Origin of the sequence: Dactylosporangium sp. NPDC000555 (assembly GCF_040300025.1) — a bacterium.
Classification (GTDB): domain Bacteria; phylum Actinomycetota; class Actinomycetes; order Mycobacteriales; family Micromonosporaceae; genus Dactylosporangium.
The window spans coordinates 51,095-68,397 of record NZ_JBEPDB010000045.1 but is presented as its reverse complement, the minus strand read 5'-3'; the positions used below and the strand labels follow the sequence as shown (position 1 = coordinate 68,397).

The following is a 17,303-nucleotide window of genomic DNA, read 5'->3' as shown; positions in this document are numbered from 1 at the left end:
CAACATCGCCCGCGCCACCCGACGCGCCGACCGCCGTCCCCACGACCTCATCACCGCCGTGATCAGCGGCAACCCGACAACGCAATGACCCTGGGAGACCTCCCGGCTGATGGCACTGGCTCGCGCCGTTGAACCCGACCGGGTTGACGGGCTGGCTGACCGGATCGCTGAGGACCTGACGGCGCGAAGTGCACGCGCGCGCCTGGCAGCTGCGCTGGCCGGGCTGAACCTGCGGGATCGGGATGTGTTGACGCTGATCGCGTGGCAGGAGATGTCGTACGAAGAGGTCGGTCAGGTGCTCGGGATCCCCGTGGGAACGGTGCGATCACGGTTGAACAGGGCCCGGCGCCAGATGCAGGAGATGTTGGGAACGCGTGAACTGGCTGGCGTCTTTGAGGAGTGGGCATGAAGACAGGAACGGTTATGCAGAAATTGGGTGAGGCGCTCGATCCGCCGGCTGGCCTCGTGCCGTTTCGGGCGCGACACCGCGTGTTCAGCGGGTTGAGCACCGCGCCGCCTCGGTGGCGCGGACGCTTGCTGCTCGCCGGTGCCGCCGCGGCGGTGGCAGTTCTCCTGGCCGGCGGCATCGCCGTTGTCGCGGTCAGGACTGTTCCTGGTGCACCCGCCGAGAACCCTGAGGCACTTGCACTGTTGATCCGCGCCGCTGCATTCGTGCGGCTGGAATCGCCTCAGTCGCCGAAGGTCGACCAGTTCGTGTTCGTTGAGATCAAGGCTTGGGGTCCGGGACTAGGTCCAGATGCCGAGCGGGTGACATTGATCAGGTCGTGGCGTTCGGTCAACGGCGATGTCGACGGGCTTGTGCAGCGCGACGAGCCTGGCGAGGGCGGTCGTCTCGAGTTTCCGATTCCAGGCTGTCGCAACGGCCGGGCGTCCGAGTGGACCGGCGATGGCCGTCTCGACGCCACGCGTACCCGGCCGTGCGAGTCGGAACCCGGCTATCGAGCGAACCTGCCAACCGGCCCGGACGGCATGCTGACCTTCCTGCAGCACCTCCCAGCCGTTGCGGCAGGCAGCCAGAGCGCGTTCGCGGCAGCGGCGGACCTGTTGCAGCAGACCTACGTCCAACCGCAGGCACGTGCCGCGCTGTTCCTCGCAGTGGCCAAGCTGCCGGGGGTTACGGTTCGCTCTGGCGTCACCGACGCGGCCGGCCGGGCCGGCGTCGCAGTCGGACAGGGCAACAACACCGTCCGACAGGAGTTGCTCTTCGAACCGGAAACCGGTCAGTTCCTCGGGACACAGCTGGGCGGCGAGTCGACCGCGCTTCGTCCCACTGCCCTACTGCGAAACACGATCGTGAATCGCATCGGTGAATTGCCGGTGTAAGGAGATACAAACCCCGACATGCCGGCCCGGGACGCTGGAGAGAGCCGAGAAGCCCTCTCCAGCGTCCCGTCGAGAGGACCGCAGGCCCTACGGGTAGTTGTACGTTGGGCTCTGCGCGACGAACTGAAGGTGCCCCGGGCACAAGCAGCCCTGATAAATGTCGACCTGCGTCCGTGCGGAACCGCTGCCCGAGATGACCCACTCCTGGACCGGGTCTTGGCCGAGGTGGTTGAGCGGGGTGCTGTACCACCCGAGCACCGCGCCGTCGCTGAGCCGGACGATATTCAACTGGGCCCAGTTCGTAATCCCATTTTCAAAGTTGTAGTAGAAGTCTCCTCGCAACCTGTTGTTACCCTTGTTGATGCACGAACCGATGTTCAGCGTGTCCTGGCATCCACCGCCCGATCCAAGTACGGTGGCCGGCCCGTTCGACGGCCTCAGCACACGCGCGGGCGGCATAGGCGGCTCCGCCGTCAGCTTGCCGTTCACCATCACCCCGTAGGCGATTGCCCCGGCGGGCTTCGGGGGAAGGTACACGTCCTCGGTCGGATTCGCCTGCGCGGCCACCGGTGTCGCAACGACAGCCATACCCACCAATATGGCGGTCGCCATTCTTGTCAACATACGCACGGTTCCCGTCCTCCCGTTCTGCGATTCTCTCCGGTCGTCTGGTCGACCGGAGGCATTGCCAGAACCCTATGGGGAAGTTAGGCCGGGCGATACCCCAGGTACGGCTCGCCCAAAATGACAAATCCGGCAATGGTCTCGGAGGATTACGATCCGCCAGCCCTCGATGTACGCAATTGGCTGCACGATTGCTGGCGACCATCACATCGACGCGCAACACTCGAAATTTTCCATTGCAAAGCGTAGTGCATCGTATCGAACGGGTGACCTCTGTCACTTGACCTGCCGATGCCGTTCTGATCCATACCAAAGCCACCGCTGGACGGATGACGGAAGTCGGGTACGACGACGCCGCAGAGCTGCTGGAACGCCTGATTGGACAGTTCGTGCACGCAGATGTCCGGTGCTCGGCGATGCATTCACGCGCTGACTGCGGATTGCTAAGCAAATTTCGCGTGGCACGCTGACGCTTTCTCCTGGAGGGACTGACCAGGACCCATTCAGCAGCGGGCGGCCCAGGAACTGGAGGCCAAAGGTCAGTACATCCCTCCGCCTGGTCCCTGCACCAGAGGGAGAGAAGGTCCGTGGGCAAGGTCTGGTCGGCTGCTCAGCCATGATCACGTGCGCGCACATCGGCAGATCCGCGCACCGCACCGGGCAGCTTCAACAGTCTTGGCCCTCACGCACGGTTACTTGACGCCCAGCGAGACCTACCCACGGTGAGTCAGATGTTGGCCGTCCTGGTGGGGCCCAGTTCGTCCGTTGTAGCCAACAATGTGGGCCACCGATGTCTCAGCGGACCCGCGTAGCGGCGTGCGCCCGTGTCCTCGCGACTCGGTGCGAGGCGGCCGGCTCGGCCATCCAGGAGGTCGACGGCCGCTACGGAGCGCTCGTGAGCCACAAGGATTCCCCACCACTGAGGCGGCCTCACGGGGTGGCGATCGGCCGGGCAACCTTGACCAAGGCACTGACCTCGTGTGACCTCCGTGTGATTCGGCCTGACCTCTGAGAACGGCCCTCTTCGGCCGCCGGGGTCCTAGCGTCATCGATGCGGGGGGACAGCACGGCGGTGCTCGCACGGAGTTCGTGCCCGGGTACCCCGACGGCAGCCATTCCAGCAGGCGGGGAGGAAGCGGCATGGACCTCGGAAGACGCAGGAGCAGGACTCGCATCGGTACGCAGCGCAGCCGGGTGCTTGCAGCCGCCGGATGGCTGCTTGCCGGCTTGGCCGGTTTGCCGGTTGGCCTGGTTTTCATGTCGCAGGCAGCGCTTGCCGGCCTCGCAGCTGACGGCACATCGCTCGCCAACCCGCTGACACTGCCGACCATCGTGCTCGCCGCCGCGGGGGTTGGCTGGCTCCTGTGGGCATGGCTCGCCTGCGCCATTATCGGGGAGATCGTCAACCACGTCCGCGGTATCGCCGGACTGGGTCACATCCGGCTACCAGTGCCGGTGCACACCGCGGTCAACCGACTCGCCGGCAGCATCGTCCTGCTCACCACAACCCAGGGTGTGCACGCCACAGGCGCCGCGCAACCGCACGCCCCGGCGGATGCCAATCAGTTCGTACCGGTCGCCTCCACCGAAACCGTGGTCCCGGCATCGACACGATGGATACCCGTCGCGGCGCCCGTCCTGGCCAATCCGCAGGCCAACACCTACACCGTCCGGCGTGGCGACACCCTGTCCGGCATCGCCGCTCAAACGCTCGGCGACGAAGCCCGATGGCCGCAGATCTGCGAACTGAACTGGCACCGGCATTGGCCGACCGTCGGCGGCACGCTCAAGGACTGCAACGTCATCTACCCAGGCTGGGAGCTGCGGCTCCCTACCAACGAGGCCGCGCCGTCCGGATCCCCGAGCGACGCGGCACCGCAAGATCCCGAAAGCGCCACCGCATCCTCGGACCCGCCCTCGGCCGCACCATCATCACCAGCCACACCGGCCACCACCGCAGCGCCCACGACGAGCCCGGCACCGGCAACATCGAGTTATCCCGTCATCACACCCTCCACCACAGACAGCCCAACCAGCCCTGCGAACGGAACGCACAAGGAACACGCCGCGTCGCCATCCACCGACGGAGACGGCGTGCGCATGCCTGGCGGCGGGTTCGTCACCTGGGCACTTGCGGCAGCGATCAGCGCAGCGACCGCTGCGGTCTGGTTGCAACGCCGGCGCCGCTTCGTCCCCGCCGACGGCGGCAACGAGGACGATCCACCGGTACCGCCTGCGGTCCTCGAGCTGCACCGGCACGTCATCGGCAATCCCGAGCTGCCCGCTGCTGCTGATCTGGCCGAACGCGCCGCCGCCGCACCGCTACTGCCACTGCTCCCGCCGGGCGGCGTCGGTCTTGTCGGCGACGGCGCGCACGCCGCCGCCCGCGCCATGCTCGTCGCCGTGCTGGCCTCCGGCGGCCCGAACCACCCCGACGCACGCGGCGAGGTCGTCATCGACGCCGCCACCCTCGCCACGCTGCTCGGCTCGGAGACCGTCACCCACGGCCCGTGGCCGCGCCTGCACATGGCGGACAGCATCGATGACGCGCTGACCGTCGTGGAGTCCCGGCTGCTGTACCGCAGCCGCATCCTCGACGAGCACGCCCTGACCGACCTGGACGAGCTGCGGCAGGTGGTGCCCGACGAGGAGGCTCTGCCGCAGATCATGCTCATCACCGAAACCCCGCCCGCCGGTGCCCGTATGCGCACCAAAGTCGCCCTCGGCCTCGGCGAGGGCCTGCACGTGTCCGCGCTCCTGCTCGGCGAATGGGCCCACGGCGCCACCGTGAAGGTCACCCCGGACGGGCACACCAAGCTCGTCTCCGGGCAGGCGGCCACACCGGTGCCGCCGCGCCTGCCCGTCCTCGACCCGGACACCGCCGCGCAGATCCTGACCACGCTCCGCGAGGCACAGACCGGCGAGCCGCCCGCCATCGCGTCCCCGGCCGTCCCGGTCACGGACGTTCCGCTGCACGCCAGCCGCACCGAGCCCGCACCCACCGACATCCCCACGCCAGTGGCGATCACCCCTGCCACTGCTTCGGGACGCGCACGGCTGCGGGTCCTCGGCCCGCCACGCATCGAGAACATCACCGCGGAAGGCCGGCCGCTGCGAGCGAAGGCCATCGAAATGGCGGTGTACCTCGCGGTGCACCCGGACGGTGCCGCCACCCGGCAGATCGGCGAATACCTCGAACCCGACGCGCGGGTCCACCAGGCCGACCAGCGCGTGCACACCAACGCCTCGAACCTGCGGCACGTACTCGGCCGGGCCGGCACCGCAGACTCCAAGAACGCTTACGTCATCAAGTCCGCCGGACGCTACCGCCTCGACCCGGCCACCGTGGATGTCGACGTGTGGACGCTACGCGACCTGATGCGCACCGCGACGCTCGCCACCGGTCCGCGCCGCCGCGAACTGCTCACCGAAGCCTGCGACCTCTACACCGCGCCGCTCGCGGAGGGCCAGGACTACGAATGGCTGGCGCCGCACCGCGAGACCGTACGCCGGTGGGGCACCGAAGCCCACCTGCTGCTCGCCGACGACCTGCTCGACAGCAACCCCCCGCTCACATCCGACCTGCTCGACAAGGCGATCGGCCTGGACCGCTACAACGAGGCCCTCTACGTCAACGCCATGCACGCCCGCCACGCCCTCGGTGACGCCGACGGCATCCGGACGCTGCTGCGCGCCCTCACCAAGGCGCTGGCCGACCTGGACGCCGAACCCCAAGAGGACACGATCGCGCTGGCAACGCGCCTCCGCAACAGCCTGGACGAGACGTGACGAACACCCGCACACCCCGCGCACACGGACAGAACTTGCTGCCCGCCCCGGCCATCGTGCCGATCCTACGATGGGCCGTTGCCGTGCACGCCGTCGCCGACGACCAGCCGCGGCGTTCGACATGTCCATGCGGCAGACCGCTGTGGCCCAACGCCGTCCGGCCATCCGGACGGTGCGCCGGGTGCGGCGAGCCGCTCGGGGCACCGCCGTACGCCGTCGAGACCGCCGCCGTACTGGTGGCGGTCGCCCCGGCGTCATCGGGCCGAGGCGGCTGGGCCGTGGCCGCGTTCGCATGGTGGGCCGCCGGGATGATCGTGCTCGCCTTCGTTGACCTGACCGTGCTGCGGCCGCCGCATCGGCTCACCTCAGCCGGTCTCCTGCCGCTGCTCGCGGCGACCGGCGACACGAGCGCGTCCCTGCGCGCCGTCACCGCCGCGGCCGTGCTCGCCGTGTTCTTCGCCGTCCTGGCCGTCGCGTCACGTGGACAGCTCGGCTGGGGCGACGTGGCCATCGCCGTGCCGCTGGCCGCCGCCCTCGGCTGGCACAAGCTGGACCGCCTGCTACGCCGGAGTCCTGCTCGGCCTCGGCGCCGACGCCGTCACCATGCGCAGGACCGGACGCCTCACCCCAGGAGCGCAACTGCCCCTCGGTTCGTTCCTCATCGCCGCCGCTGTCGTCATCGCGGTGTGGCCTTGGAGCCAGGCGGTGTGGCCATGACCGGCACGCCGAACCGGTACACGAGGAGCCGGCCGTGAACCTCGATGACCTTCGCACCCTGGCCGAATCCAACCAGACGCTCCAAGTCAGCGTTGCCGTCCTGGCCGGGCTCGGCCTGGTGCTGGTGTTCGCCAACCGGCTGCGGAAGATGACCGAGCACCGGGCCATGCTGATGGTCGCGAACATCCTGACCGTCGTCGCGGCGGCGCTGGCCACGATGGTGTCCGCATCGGGCATGTGGAAGTTCTTCACCGACATCCTCGGTGATTCGCCGCTGCGCATCGCGTTCTTCGCCTACATCGAAGTCGCCCTGTTCGCCTCGGCGCTGCTGGCCCGCGTCCGTCTGCTCCGCGAACCGGAGAAGGGCTCCACCGGCATCGACGGTGTCGCCGTCTGGGTCCTCGCCGCCATCACCGCCAGCCTGTCCGCCCTGGACGCCGACAGCTTCCGCGAGGTCTGCCTGCGCCTGGTCGCTCCGCTGGTGGCCGCGTGGATGTGGGAACGGGCGCTGGCGGCCGAACGCAACGCCCGCCTCGGCAGGACCGCCGCCCGGATCCACTGGACCCTCACCCTGGAGCGGGTCTTCGTGTGGCTGCGGCTGGCCGAAGCCCAGGGCCGGGACCTGACCGAGGTTGACCGCGCCCGCCGGCGCGCCCGCCTCGGCCGAGCCCGCCTCAACCTGCACCTGTTGCAAAGCAGGAAGAAAACCGCGCAATGGCGGCTTCGCCGCACCCACCGAACAGTGATCCGCCAGGCAATGGCCGCCGCCGAGCACATCGGCCTGGCCGACTTCCCCGACGCCGCCGACGAACGCGAAGCCGTCCAGATGTACATGGCCACCCTCTACGGATTCGTTGACGCGACCTCGCCCGACGCCGTGGCACACCTCAACGCCTGGCGCATCGCCGAGACCGCCCCGGGGCCGGTCAACGCAGCGGCCACCGTCGTCCGCGACAGCGACCCGTTGACCGCCAGGGTGCCCCTGACCGACCTGCCTCCGGTGAACGGCCACACCGACGCCGACAGCGTCCCGGCCAACGGCAGCGCCTACCGCCATGCGGACGCCACCGACACTGCCCCGCACCGCGCCGAGCAGGACGATCACGCAGGGTTCGAGGACGAAACCACATCCCGTGACAAGCAAGTAGCTCCGGACGGACTGCCGCCGGACGATGAATCGCTCGACGACAACGCCGAGCAGACCGACGAAGACTCCGACCTGTCCGCAGTGGCAGCCATGCGCCGGTTCTGGGATGCCGAGATCTCCAAGGGCCGCATCCCTACCGGCGCTGAGCTGTCCCGCGCCGCCGGGGTACCACCCAGCACCGGGCTCGGACGGCGCAAGCGGCGCGAGTGGGAGGGCGAGCTGCCCGACCATCTCAGATCCGTTGTGGGTGCGGGCCGGTAACCCCGAATCCTCATCGGGCCGAAGCCAATCCGCCCGATACCTGTCGGGGAAGGACAGGCATCGGGCGGACCGGACTGACGGAGGGGCCAGGCTACCGGGTCTTCAGCACGTTCGCGGCCATGGCGTGAGCATTCGCCACACTGGTGACCGGCCCTGAGGGGCCGGTAAAGGGAGCACGCCGACGGTCCACCGCTCAAGCGGCCCTCCGTTGCCGCAATGGTGACCGGCCCCGAGGGGCCGGTGACGGGTGGACCGGCGGGACCAAGGCGCTCGCGTCCGCACTGGCCGCAATGGTGACCGGCCCCGAGGGGCCGGTGAAGGGAGCGTCATCTCCTGCTACGCCAACATGGCCGCCAACGGGCCGCAATGGTGACCGGCCCCGAGGGGCCGGTGAAGGCCCAGGAGGTTGCCGTGAGCCTGCGGTACGCCGAGGCGCCGCAATGGTGACCGGCCCCGAGGGGCCGGTGAAGGTGGCCCCGGTGTGTACCGGGTCGTCGTCGGCCTCGGCGCCGCAATGGTGACCGGCCCCGAGGGGCCGGTGAAGGTGGCGGTCGCGCGCAGCGCGGCCGTGGGGACCTCGAATTTGCCGCAATGGTGACCGGCCCCGAGGGGCCGGTGAAGGCCGGAGCTTGATGACGTCGCGCTGAGCGGCGTCGCGGTCGCCGCAATGGTGACCGGCCCCGAGGGGCCGGTGAAGGGACGCACCCGACATTGCGAAGCTCGGCAAAGACCTCGCCGCCGCAATGGTGACCGGCCCCGAGGGGCCGGTGAAGGAGGCGCAGGCACAGTCCGCGGCAGCGTCACTGCTGCGGAGGCCGCAATGGTGACCGGCCCCGAGGGGCCGGTGAAGGCTGCCGCTGCCGCGCTGTTCACCCGGATCGAGGCCGAGGTGCCGCAATGGTGACCGGCCCCGAGGGGCCGGTGAAGGATGTCGATCACGTCGCCTTCCCTGGTGACGGTCAGGCCGCAATGGTGACCGGCCCCGAGGGGCCGGTGAAGGGAAAAGGGTGAGCAGGCCCAAGCCGAGCGGTTCTTCGGGCCGCAATGGTGACCGGCCCCGAGGGGCCGGTGAAGGCCGACGACGCCTATGACCGGTACCTGGGGTGGCTCGGCGCCGCAATGGTGACCGGCCCCGAGGGGCCGGTGAAGGGTCTGGGTCCAGCTCCTCTCGTGGGTCAGCGGCGCCGCAATGGTGACCGGCCCCGAGGGGCCGGTGAAGGGCCACGTGGGTCAGCGTGATGCTCGTGCGCGATGGCTCGCCGCAATGGTGACCGGCCCCGAGGGGCCGGTGAAGGCCGGAGCGGCTCCGCGAGCCCGACCAGCGTGCGGTGCTGCCGCAATGGTGACCGGCCCCGAGGGGCCGGTGAAGGCTGTCGAAGAGGCCGCGCTGGATGTGGTCGGCGGTCAGAAGGCCGCAATGGTGACCGGCCCCGAGGGGCCGGTGAAGGGCACGCCAGTCACCGACCCTCCACCACGCTCAACGTGTAGCCGCAATGGTGACCGGCCCCGAGGGGCCGGTGAAGGGTCCCCGGCCAGGGCCAGCTCACCGGCGAGATACCGCCGGCCGCAATGGTGACCGGCCCCGAGGGGCCGGTGAAGGGTGATGTCGATGGTCGCGTCACAGTTCAGCGCGCCGACGCCGCAATGGTGACCGGCCCCGAGGGGCCGGTGAAGGCCAGGTTCGTGGTCGCCGAGGTGCCCGGGGTGAGCTGCCGCAATGGTGACCGGCCCCGAGGGGCCGGTGAAGGCCTTGGGTGGTGCTGTCCGTGCCTGTGTGAGAGGTCACGCCGCAATGGTGACCGGCCCCGAGGGGCCGGTGAAGGCCACCGGCGGCCTGCGCCTGGATGGCGGCCTCAACCCGGTTGCCGCAATGGTGACCGGCCCCGAGGGGCCGGTGAAGGGAGCCGCCTGAGGAGGCCAAGATGACGATCACCATGCCGCCGCAATGGTGACCGGCCCCGAGGGGCCGGTGAAGGCGACGAGGCGATCCTCCAGACCGCCAACCGCGCGCAGGTGCCGCAATGGTGACCGGCCCCGAGGGGCCGGTGAAGGCCGCCGCGGGTGAGCCACGCGCCGTCGGTCAGGGTGATGCCGCAATGGTGACCGGCCCCGAGGGGCCGGTGAAGGCGGCCTGATGATGTTCGGGGTGTCATGACACAGATTGATGCCGCAATGGTGACCGGCCCCGAGGGGCCGGTGAAGGCTGGTACGGCGGGTGGAGCAGTGGGCGGAGTAGCGGCGTGCCGCAATGGTGACCGGCCCCGAGGGGCCGGTGAAGGCATCGCAAAGATCATCAAGTCGTTGGGTCGACCCATGCCGCCGCAATGGTGACCGGCCCCGAGGGGCCGGTGAAGGGGTCGCGTCGGCCGGCGTCGGGCACCACACCCACTTGTCGCCGCAATGGTGACCGGCCCCGAGGGGCCGGTGAAGGCCTTCATGAACAGCAAGTACTTATCTGCGCCGATTCCCGTCGGTGTAGTTGCGCGTCCGTTTGGTCGATATTGATGGTATTTGGCGGTTCGGAACCCTGTGCTGAACCGGCACGAGCTTCTGGTTCCTAGATCAACTATTTTGCGAGCGGGGTGATGACCGTTTCGCTGCTGTGGAGTTGTCAATGGACGTGCGCCTTTGGCGAGTGGTGAAGCCGTTCGTCAGGGTCGTGTTTGAACGCTGACGGGGACGAGGACCCCGGCGTTCTTTCGGCCTTCGATGGTCCGTCGTCGGGCTGCGGCGATGGTGAAGATGCCCAGTGCTGGCCAGCTGGCGGTGCTCGCGGTGAGTTGCCCGTTGATGATGGTCGGGCTGATGGCTGGGTGTTCGATGAGGGTGGTGATGGCGGCCGGGTCCAGCGTCGGACGCCAGAGTGGCCAGATCATGGTGGGTCGGTGGCCGGGGACGTTTCGCCAGAGGGTGGCGGTGATGGTGGTGCCGTCGCCGGTGAGTCTGAGGAGTGGTAGGGCCATGGTGGCGAGCCAGGTGGCGCCGGGGACGCCGAGTTCGGCGGCGGCTTCGCCGGTTGGGTGGTCGGCGCGGCTGCGCAGGACGCGGTGGTCGAGGTATTCGCCGGTGACGCCGGAGACGCGGCGCCATCCGGTGAGTGCTTGGTTGATGTACGTCGGTTCGTTGCGGACGAGCGAGACCGGTGTCTGGAAGAAGGACCGGACGGTCTGTTGGCCGCTGGGAGCGGTGTACGGGGTGAGCGCCACTCTGCCCTGAGGGTCCTGGCCGAGGTCGCTGGCGGTGGCCGCGAGCCAGTGGACGGCCTCGTCGTCACCAGCGGCGCGAACCGCGGCGACCAGTTCCGGGTACCGCTGTCTGGGGACGCGGACGGGGTCGGAGCCGCTGGTGCCGATTTTGGCTGGTGGGTATGTGGCCGGGAGTCCTGGTATCGCGGCGTCGGCGGGCATGGTGGCCACGAGCGTGGTGAGGTTGTCGGCGAGTTCGTCGCAGGTGTGGTAGCGGCTGTGGAGTACGGCTTCGGCGGTGCGGTCGTCGAAGCTGAGCCGTGCGTCGGTGTCGAGGTGGTGGGTGACGAGGCGCATGAGGCCGAGCGCGGCGAGGAAGCCGAGCGGATCCCGGCCGTCGAGCGCGGGAAGGTGCAGCGGGGTTGTCACGGTGTTCCTTCGAGGGTTTCGTCTCGGGCTGAGCACCAGATGTCGGCGAGGCGGACGACGGTTTCGAGCAGGGCCAGGCCCCACCGCCCGTAGGTGTTGTTGAGGTCGGCGAACCGGCGGGGGTGTTCCCAGTCGAGTGTTGCTGCGGTGTCGATGACGCCGAGGTCGTCGAGGTTGATGGTGACCGGTGACGGGTCGGTGACGGGTGGCAGCAGGGGTCTGGCCCGGCCGTGGTGGCTGGCGATGAGGTGATGGACGAGGTCGGGGTCGATCGTGTCGTCGGTGGCGAGGCGTCGGGCGGCGATGCGCGCAGACAGGGCTTCGTGGCGCATGCCGTCGGGGTATCCGGCGGTTTTGCGGGCGCGAGTGAAGGCGGCGCGGTCGGTGGGGTCCATGCCGGACTTGGCGAGGTCTTCTTCGGCGAGGTCGGCGGCTGCGGTGTCGCCTTCCCAGAGCATGAGCTGGAACCTGGGGTCGCGTTTGCCTTCGTCGTGCCAGCGGGCGGCTGCGATCACGCTGGCGAGGACCTTGTCGGGCAGGCCGAGGTGGTGGCCGAACTGTGCCGCGCGGTCGGCGACCGCGCGTTGATGGTCCTCGAGGCTGATGCGTGCGCCGGATCGGGTGGATGATCCCAGGACGGTGTCGTCGTCGGCGAGACCCGCCGTTCGCACGGTGAGCAGCCCGGCGTACGGGGCGGTGTCGTCCTCGTCCGACGCGGTGATGGTCACCTGGAGTGCGCCGTCGAGCAGCGCGTCGAGCAGGTTGAGTAGTGGTGCGGGGCCGGGCTCGGAGCTCGGACGGTCGTGCTGGTGTTGGCGGATGGCGCCGAGCAGCAGCCGGTACGGGCGAGTGTGTGGTTGTGCCGAGCCGTTGTCCACATCGACTCCGGCGCGGGTCAGGAGTGCGGCGAATGTTGGCGCGGCTGCCGGGTCCCATGCCTTGACGGCGGTTGGAAGGGTCGGGCCGAGCCGGAGTATCGGCCGGCCGCGGCGGTAGGCGAGGTCGGCCACGTCGATGACGGGCTCGGTGGACGTGGGGTGCCAACCGTATTGGTCGCAGCCGCCGAAAGTGGTCGGGACGATGATCGTGTCGCCGGGACGGATCTGGCTGGGCCGGACCGGTTCGGCGTCGCCGCGGCGGCGGTAGCGCAGCACCCGTGGTCCTGCTGGGCCGGGTTCGGCGGAGGTGTTCAGGGTGGTGACGCCGTCGAGGTCGCTGTCGTCGGCGGTGGTGGTCTTTCCCGCAAGCCATTGGCGTGCGGCGTGGACGCTGACCTCGATGCCTTCCTCGGTGACCGGTGGAACCTGGTCGAGGTGGGTGATCCAGCGCTCTGGCGGGCCGTCGAGATTGGCCCGCCAGATGATGGTCACTGGTGGTGGGGTGGCGCGTAGGCCGTGCAGGAACGGTTCGATCGGCTGGTCGGGGACGGGTGCGGGTGCGGTGCGGGTCCAGGCGTCCAACGTGGCGCGGTGCAGGACGGGCACGTAGGGGTCGTCGACCTGGAGCTCGTCTGTGGCGGATTCGTTGAGTAGCCGGAGGTTGGCGGGTGAGACGTCGAGCCCCTGCTCGATGCCGTCGAGCGGGTCGAGGCGCGCGGTGTATCGGTGGGGTGTGGCCTGGTCGGCGAGCCAGGTCCAGGTGGCCAGCCGGGCTGCGCCGTAGACGGGGTCGTCGGTGGTGACGGTGGTGTCGTGGACGACGATGGCCGGTGCCGGGGTGCGGCGGCTCCGACCGAGTCGGTTGAGCCGGCCGAGCCGTTGGACCAGTGACGCCCACGGTGCGCTGTCGGTGACCAGCGCGTCCACGTCGATGTTCGCGCCTACTTCCACCGTCTGGGTGGCCACGACGATGAAGGGCTTGTCCGGGGCCCGGTCCCGGTTGACGCGCAGCCGCGGGTAGTAGCGGTCCAGGAGGTACTCGCGGTCGGCTGGGCGGCTTCGGCCGGTGAGCAGGACCGCGTCGTGGTCCTGCCGGACGAGGTCGAACACGGCTCGGGCGCGGGCCACGGTGTTGACCACGACCCCGACCAATCCGACGGCGTCGTGGCGGGCCAGGCTCGCTGCGACGCCCGCCAACGCTGCGGGAACGGCCGTATCAGCGGTCGTCTTGGTGGTCTTGACCTCGACCAGACTCAGGCGTTTCGACGCGTACAGCCGGCGCCCGGCGACCGGATGGCGGTGGTCGGCGGCGGTGATGCGGTGCACGTCAAGATGTCCGGCGGCAGTGGTGGCCGACATCGTCACAAGGACGGGCCTCGGTGTGATCGATGCGCTATCCAGCCCGAGCGCGGTCGTGACGGTGGTGGTGAACGCCTGGGACAGGTGGGCTTCGTCGACGATGATGAGGCTGTCGGCGCCGACGAGGGCGGCGTCGATCGGGCGGGCGTGCTCGCTGACCCCGTACCCGCGGAACAGCAGCCGGCTGCCGACCTGGTCGATGGTGCCGGTGATGACGGCGTACCGGTCGGGGCGTTCCAGCCAGGTCCGGTCCCAGGTGGCGCCGCCACGCATCCGGGTCACGTCCAGGGTCACCTCGTCGCCGGGCAGCGCCAGCCGCGCGGCGACCTCGGCCGTGACCGGCCGGCCGCCCGGCCGTTGCAGCGCTTCGGACAGCGTCGTGGCGTGCTCATGGGCCTCGTCCACGACGAGGCGGCGGTCGACCACGTAGAAGACTCGCCGCCGGGCGCAGGGAACGCCCAGCGACGCGGCGAACACCGCCACGTCGAGCACGGACGTCTTGCCCAGGCCGGTCGGCACGTCGATCACGTCCGGCCAGTGCCCCTCGGTCACGAGGCGGTTCAGCAGCGCCACCTGCCACGGGAACGGCTCTCTGCCGTCGTGGACCTCGGCGATGAAGTCGGGGAACTGTTCAGCGGACAGCATGGGCACGCTCCGGGATGAACAGCCCGCCACCGAAATACCGCAGCGCCCCGGCCACGACCGGCCCGCGCACCGGGGCGGGGAACGTGATCCGGCAGTGCAGCGTCGGGCGGCGCGGGGCGCTTGTCAGCGTGCCGGCGCGCATCCGGTGCGGCGCACCAGCGGCTGCCGGCGCGGGGAGGGGCTGCACGTCGACCGGCTCCGGATAGCCGGCCGTGACCAGACAACCGGCGACGGCGGTCGCGACGTCGCCGCGTCGACCGGGATACCGGTCGAGCATGAGCGGGGTGGCGGTGACCCACCGGGTGCTGCCGTCCGGCGGCGACCACCGGTGCGGGTTCAGCCCGGCGCCGAGGGTCGGGGCGTACTGCAACTCCAGCCGCCGGCCCCGCCCGTCCTGCAGGTAGGTCAACGGCTGCCGCGCCTGTGGGCCGAGGACGCCGCGCAGCAGCTGCCGCCGGCTCGCGTCGGGCATGTCCCCGGGTACCGCCACCGCCACCCCGAGCAGGTGCCCGCCGGCGTGGCGGTGGTCGACGTCGAGCAGGCCCAGGTAGGCCACATGCGGCCGCCCGTCGGCGCCGTGACCGCTGACCTGCTCGGGCAGCGGATCGGCAACCGATGCCATCACCGCCCGCCGCAACGCCCCGGTCACCGTCAGCAGGTCATCACCGCCCACCGACACGTGTGGCCGGCGCAGCCCCCACACCAACAGGTGTGCGTACGGGCCGTCCGCCAACCCCGGCGACGTCTGCGCCGGCGCGGCGTCCGGTACGTCCGCCGCGTACGCGACCGTGCGCGGCCCGACCTGCCAGGCCCGGATCCCGTCCGCATGCGCGGCTTCCAGCGCCGCAAGGTAACCCGAGAACGGCACCCGCAGTCCGACGCTGCCCGGTGTGCCGAGCGGTACCGGAATGTACCGGGTCCACACGGGCCGACCCGACGGTGTGCCGGCCTGCACCGTCACCTCGGCCGAGGTCGAGCTCCGCCCGACATACGGCACCTGGGCGGCCAGCCGCACCAGCCGGGCCAGCGTGCCATCGTCCGGCTGCGCCGCCGGCCAGACCACCGCGAACATGTCGTCCGCCGGCACCACGCCGGTGCGCTGCTTGAGCCCGTTGGTGCGACCCGGCCAGGTTTGACTGCCGGTACCACCGGTCGCGTTGACCACCACATAGCCCGCCGACCGGGCGACGAAGGTCTCGGCTGCCGCGTACACCTCGGGCGGGTCCTGGGCCTCCAGCCACCGCAACGCTACCCGGTCGGCATCGTCGAGCATGGACGCCACCAGGCCACAGAACAGCCGCGCCGGATGCGGCGGCCACTCCGCGACCGCAGGGTCGAGTCCCGCCGCGTCGTACCGGCCATCGCGCAGCCGCACGAGCACCGTCAGCCCGACACTCACTCCTGCTCACCCGCCGCGGCCTGCGTTTGTGCCCACACCAGCGCCTTGCGCAACGCCGGGATCGGGTCCACGGCCACAATGTCGTCAGCCATCGCCAAACCGGCCTCGGCGGCCCGGTCCCGCAGCAGCACGAACGCGTCGATGGCCTCCCCGGCCGAGACGCTCACCGGCTCCGTGCCACCGCCGGTGACCTCGAACGCCACCGTCTCCTCCACCAGCGTCAGGTCGCAACCGGAACGCAGATACACCGACGCCCCGCCGAACGTCAGCCGGTCACCGGCCAGCGCCAGGGCCGCCAGCGCCGCCCGCGCCAACGTCGCAGTCTCGGCCGGCACGGCGCCGAACCGCAGCCGCGCCAGACCGGCGAAGGAGATCCACGCCTGCCGGTGGATCCGGCGTACCGTCACGCCGCCGTGCGCAGGATTCGGCGCGATGTTGCCGTGACCGATCTCGCTCAGCTTCGTGCCCTTCGCCTTCTCACCCTCAGCGAAGTACGCCCAGTTCCCCTCTGCCTTGCCCTTGTCGTCGATGGCACCGGTCAGGTTCACCGGGTCCATGCGGCCGCTGCGCCGATCACCGACAATCGGCTCCACCCCGAACATCATCGACTGGTACAGCCGGGGCAGCTTCAGTCCGCGGCCCTTACGGTGCGAGTCCCACGCCCCGAACAGCAACGAATACGGCTCCCGCACATACAGGGGCCGAACATCGTCGACAGTGGCCGACCGCAACGACTTTCCGACCGGGCTGCTGTCGAACCGCACCCCGTCGACCTCGCTGTCGCGCAGGTACGCATCCGCGTACCGGTGCGGGAAGTCCAGCGACGTCAACCGCACCCCGTCGCTGCGCAGCTCGAACACCGGCAGCGCGAGCCGCCCGGAGTCCAGCGCCGCCAACAGCGACTCCTCCACACGGTTGGCCTGACTCGGCACCTGGTCCAACACCACCGTCGAAACCCGCGCACCGTCCAACCACCGATCCTCCAGCAGATACGGCGAACCACCCCGCTCCACCGGCGGAAACGTCGGCGGCATCACCTTCCCACCAAAGCCACCGACCGGCTGGTACAACGCCTCCACCACCATGCCGGTCTCACGCCGGTCATCCCCACACGCGCCGATCAACCGATCAGCCAACGCCGCAGCGTCCACCGTCATCACTCCTCGTCCCTAGAAATCCGCGCAGCATACATACCAGCGACGTACGACAGAACCGAGAAACCGCAGGCCAAAGCGCATTTCGCCCGCAGCAGGAGCAAGAACGGCGATGCAGATGAAACCCGCTGCTATCAGCTAACTGCGGAGTAGCAGCCGCAATGGAGGCATCGCCGCCCGTCTACAAGTCCGGCCGGATCGAAACACTCGCGACGGACACGGCAAAAATCTAACTTCTGATTAGCAGAAGTCAAGACGTGCTAAGCCGATCGAAGGAGCAGATCTGAACTGACGGATGACCCAATCCGAGTCCCGAGGCAGCGACGCCTCCGCCCGCGCGGCTATCACCCGCGCCACACTCCGACCACCGCT

General features: G+C 69.8%; 10 protein-coding genes and 1 CRISPR repeat array. Of the genes, 5 read left to right on the top strand and 5 right to left on the bottom strand.

What is annotated here, in order from left to right; translation table 11 throughout:
* Nucleotides 1–109 precede the first annotated feature (109 nt).
* Both ABT297_RS25150 and ABT297_RS25145 read left to right on the top strand, forming a co-directional pair.
* Nucleotides 110–409 carry a sigma-70 family RNA polymerase sigma factor gene (locus ABT297_RS25150; protein ID WP_502885642.1) on the top strand — a complete coding sequence of 100 codons (300 nt, stop codon included), beginning with the start codon at nucleotides 110–112 and terminating at the stop codon, nucleotides 407–409.
* Nucleotides 406–1,344: a CU044_5270 family protein gene (locus ABT297_RS25145; protein ID WP_350553835.1), complete on the top strand. Its 939-nt coding sequence runs from the start codon at nucleotides 406–408 to the stop codon at nucleotides 1,342–1,344. The genes ABT297_RS25150 and ABT297_RS25145 overlap by 4 nt, the downstream gene beginning before the upstream one ends.
* An 87-nt stretch (nucleotides 1,345–1,431) precedes the next feature.
* Here ABT297_RS25145 and ABT297_RS25140 read toward each other — a convergent pair whose 3' ends face one another.
* Nucleotides 1,432–1,956 (bottom strand): hypothetical protein, encoded by a 525-nt coding sequence (locus ABT297_RS25140; RefSeq protein ID WP_350553833.1) that lies wholly within the window; start codon nucleotides 1,954–1,956, stop codon nucleotides 1,432–1,434.
* 1,269 nt (nucleotides 1,957–3,225) lie between these two features.
* Here ABT297_RS25140 and ABT297_RS25135 point away from each other — a divergent pair.
* From ABT297_RS25135 to ABT297_RS25125, 3 genes are all read left to right on the top strand, one after another.
* Nucleotides 3,226–5,757, top strand: a complete 2,532-nt coding sequence (locus tag ABT297_RS25135; RefSeq protein WP_350553831.1) for an AfsR/SARP family transcriptional regulator — start codon at nucleotides 3,226–3,228, stop codon at nucleotides 5,755–5,757.
* A gap of 278 nt (nucleotides 5,758–6,035) precedes the next feature.
* On the top strand, nucleotides 6,036–6,512 hold the full coding sequence (locus ABT297_RS25130; protein ID WP_350553829.1) for a prepilin peptidase: 477 nt from the start codon (nucleotides 6,036–6,038) through the stop codon (nucleotides 6,510–6,512).
* Nucleotides 6,509–7,882, top strand: coding sequence for a hypothetical protein (locus ABT297_RS25125; protein WP_350553827.1), 1,374 nt, complete (start codon nucleotides 6,509–6,511; stop codon nucleotides 7,880–7,882). Before ABT297_RS25130 ends, ABT297_RS25125 begins: the two co-directional genes overlap by 4 nt.
* Before the next feature lie 134 nt (nucleotides 7,883–8,016).
* Nucleotides 8,017–10,313: direct repeats of the CRISPR family, unit length 37 nt; unit sequence GCCGCAATGGTGACCGGCCCCGAGGGGCCGGTGAAGG.
* Nucleotides 10,314–10,533: 220 nt separating this feature from the next.
* On the opposite strand, the gene ABT297_RS25120 is transcribed toward ABT297_RS25125, so the two are convergent.
* The 4 genes from ABT297_RS25120 to cas7g are packed head-to-tail and all read right to left on the bottom strand — an operon-like array spanning nucleotide 10,534 to nucleotide 16,934.
* Nucleotides 10,534–11,496 (bottom strand): type I-G CRISPR-associated protein, Cas3-extension family, encoded by a 963-nt coding sequence (locus ABT297_RS25120; protein WP_350553825.1) that lies wholly within the window; start codon nucleotides 11,494–11,496, stop codon nucleotides 10,534–10,536.
* A complete protein-coding gene (gene cas3g, locus ABT297_RS25115) occupies nucleotides 11,493–14,378 on the bottom strand; it encodes a type I-G CRISPR-associated helicase/endonuclease Cas3g (protein ID WP_350553823.1) in 2,886 nt (961 codons plus the stop codon). The genes ABT297_RS25120 and cas3g overlap by 4 nt, the downstream gene beginning before the upstream one ends.
* Nucleotides 14,365–15,777, bottom strand: a complete 1,413-nt coding sequence (gene csb2, locus ABT297_RS25110) for a type I-G CRISPR-associated protein Csb2 (RefSeq protein WP_350553821.1) — start codon at nucleotides 15,775–15,777, stop codon at nucleotides 14,365–14,367. Before csb2 ends, cas3g begins: the two co-directional genes overlap by 14 nt.
* Nucleotides 15,774–16,934, bottom strand: a complete 1,161-nt coding sequence (cas7g, locus tag ABT297_RS25105; RefSeq protein ID WP_502885641.1) for a type I-G CRISPR-associated RAMP protein Csb1/Cas7g — start codon at nucleotides 16,932–16,934, stop codon at nucleotides 15,774–15,776. Before cas7g ends, csb2 begins: the two co-directional genes overlap by 4 nt.
* Nucleotides 16,935–17,303 lie beyond the last annotated feature (369 nt).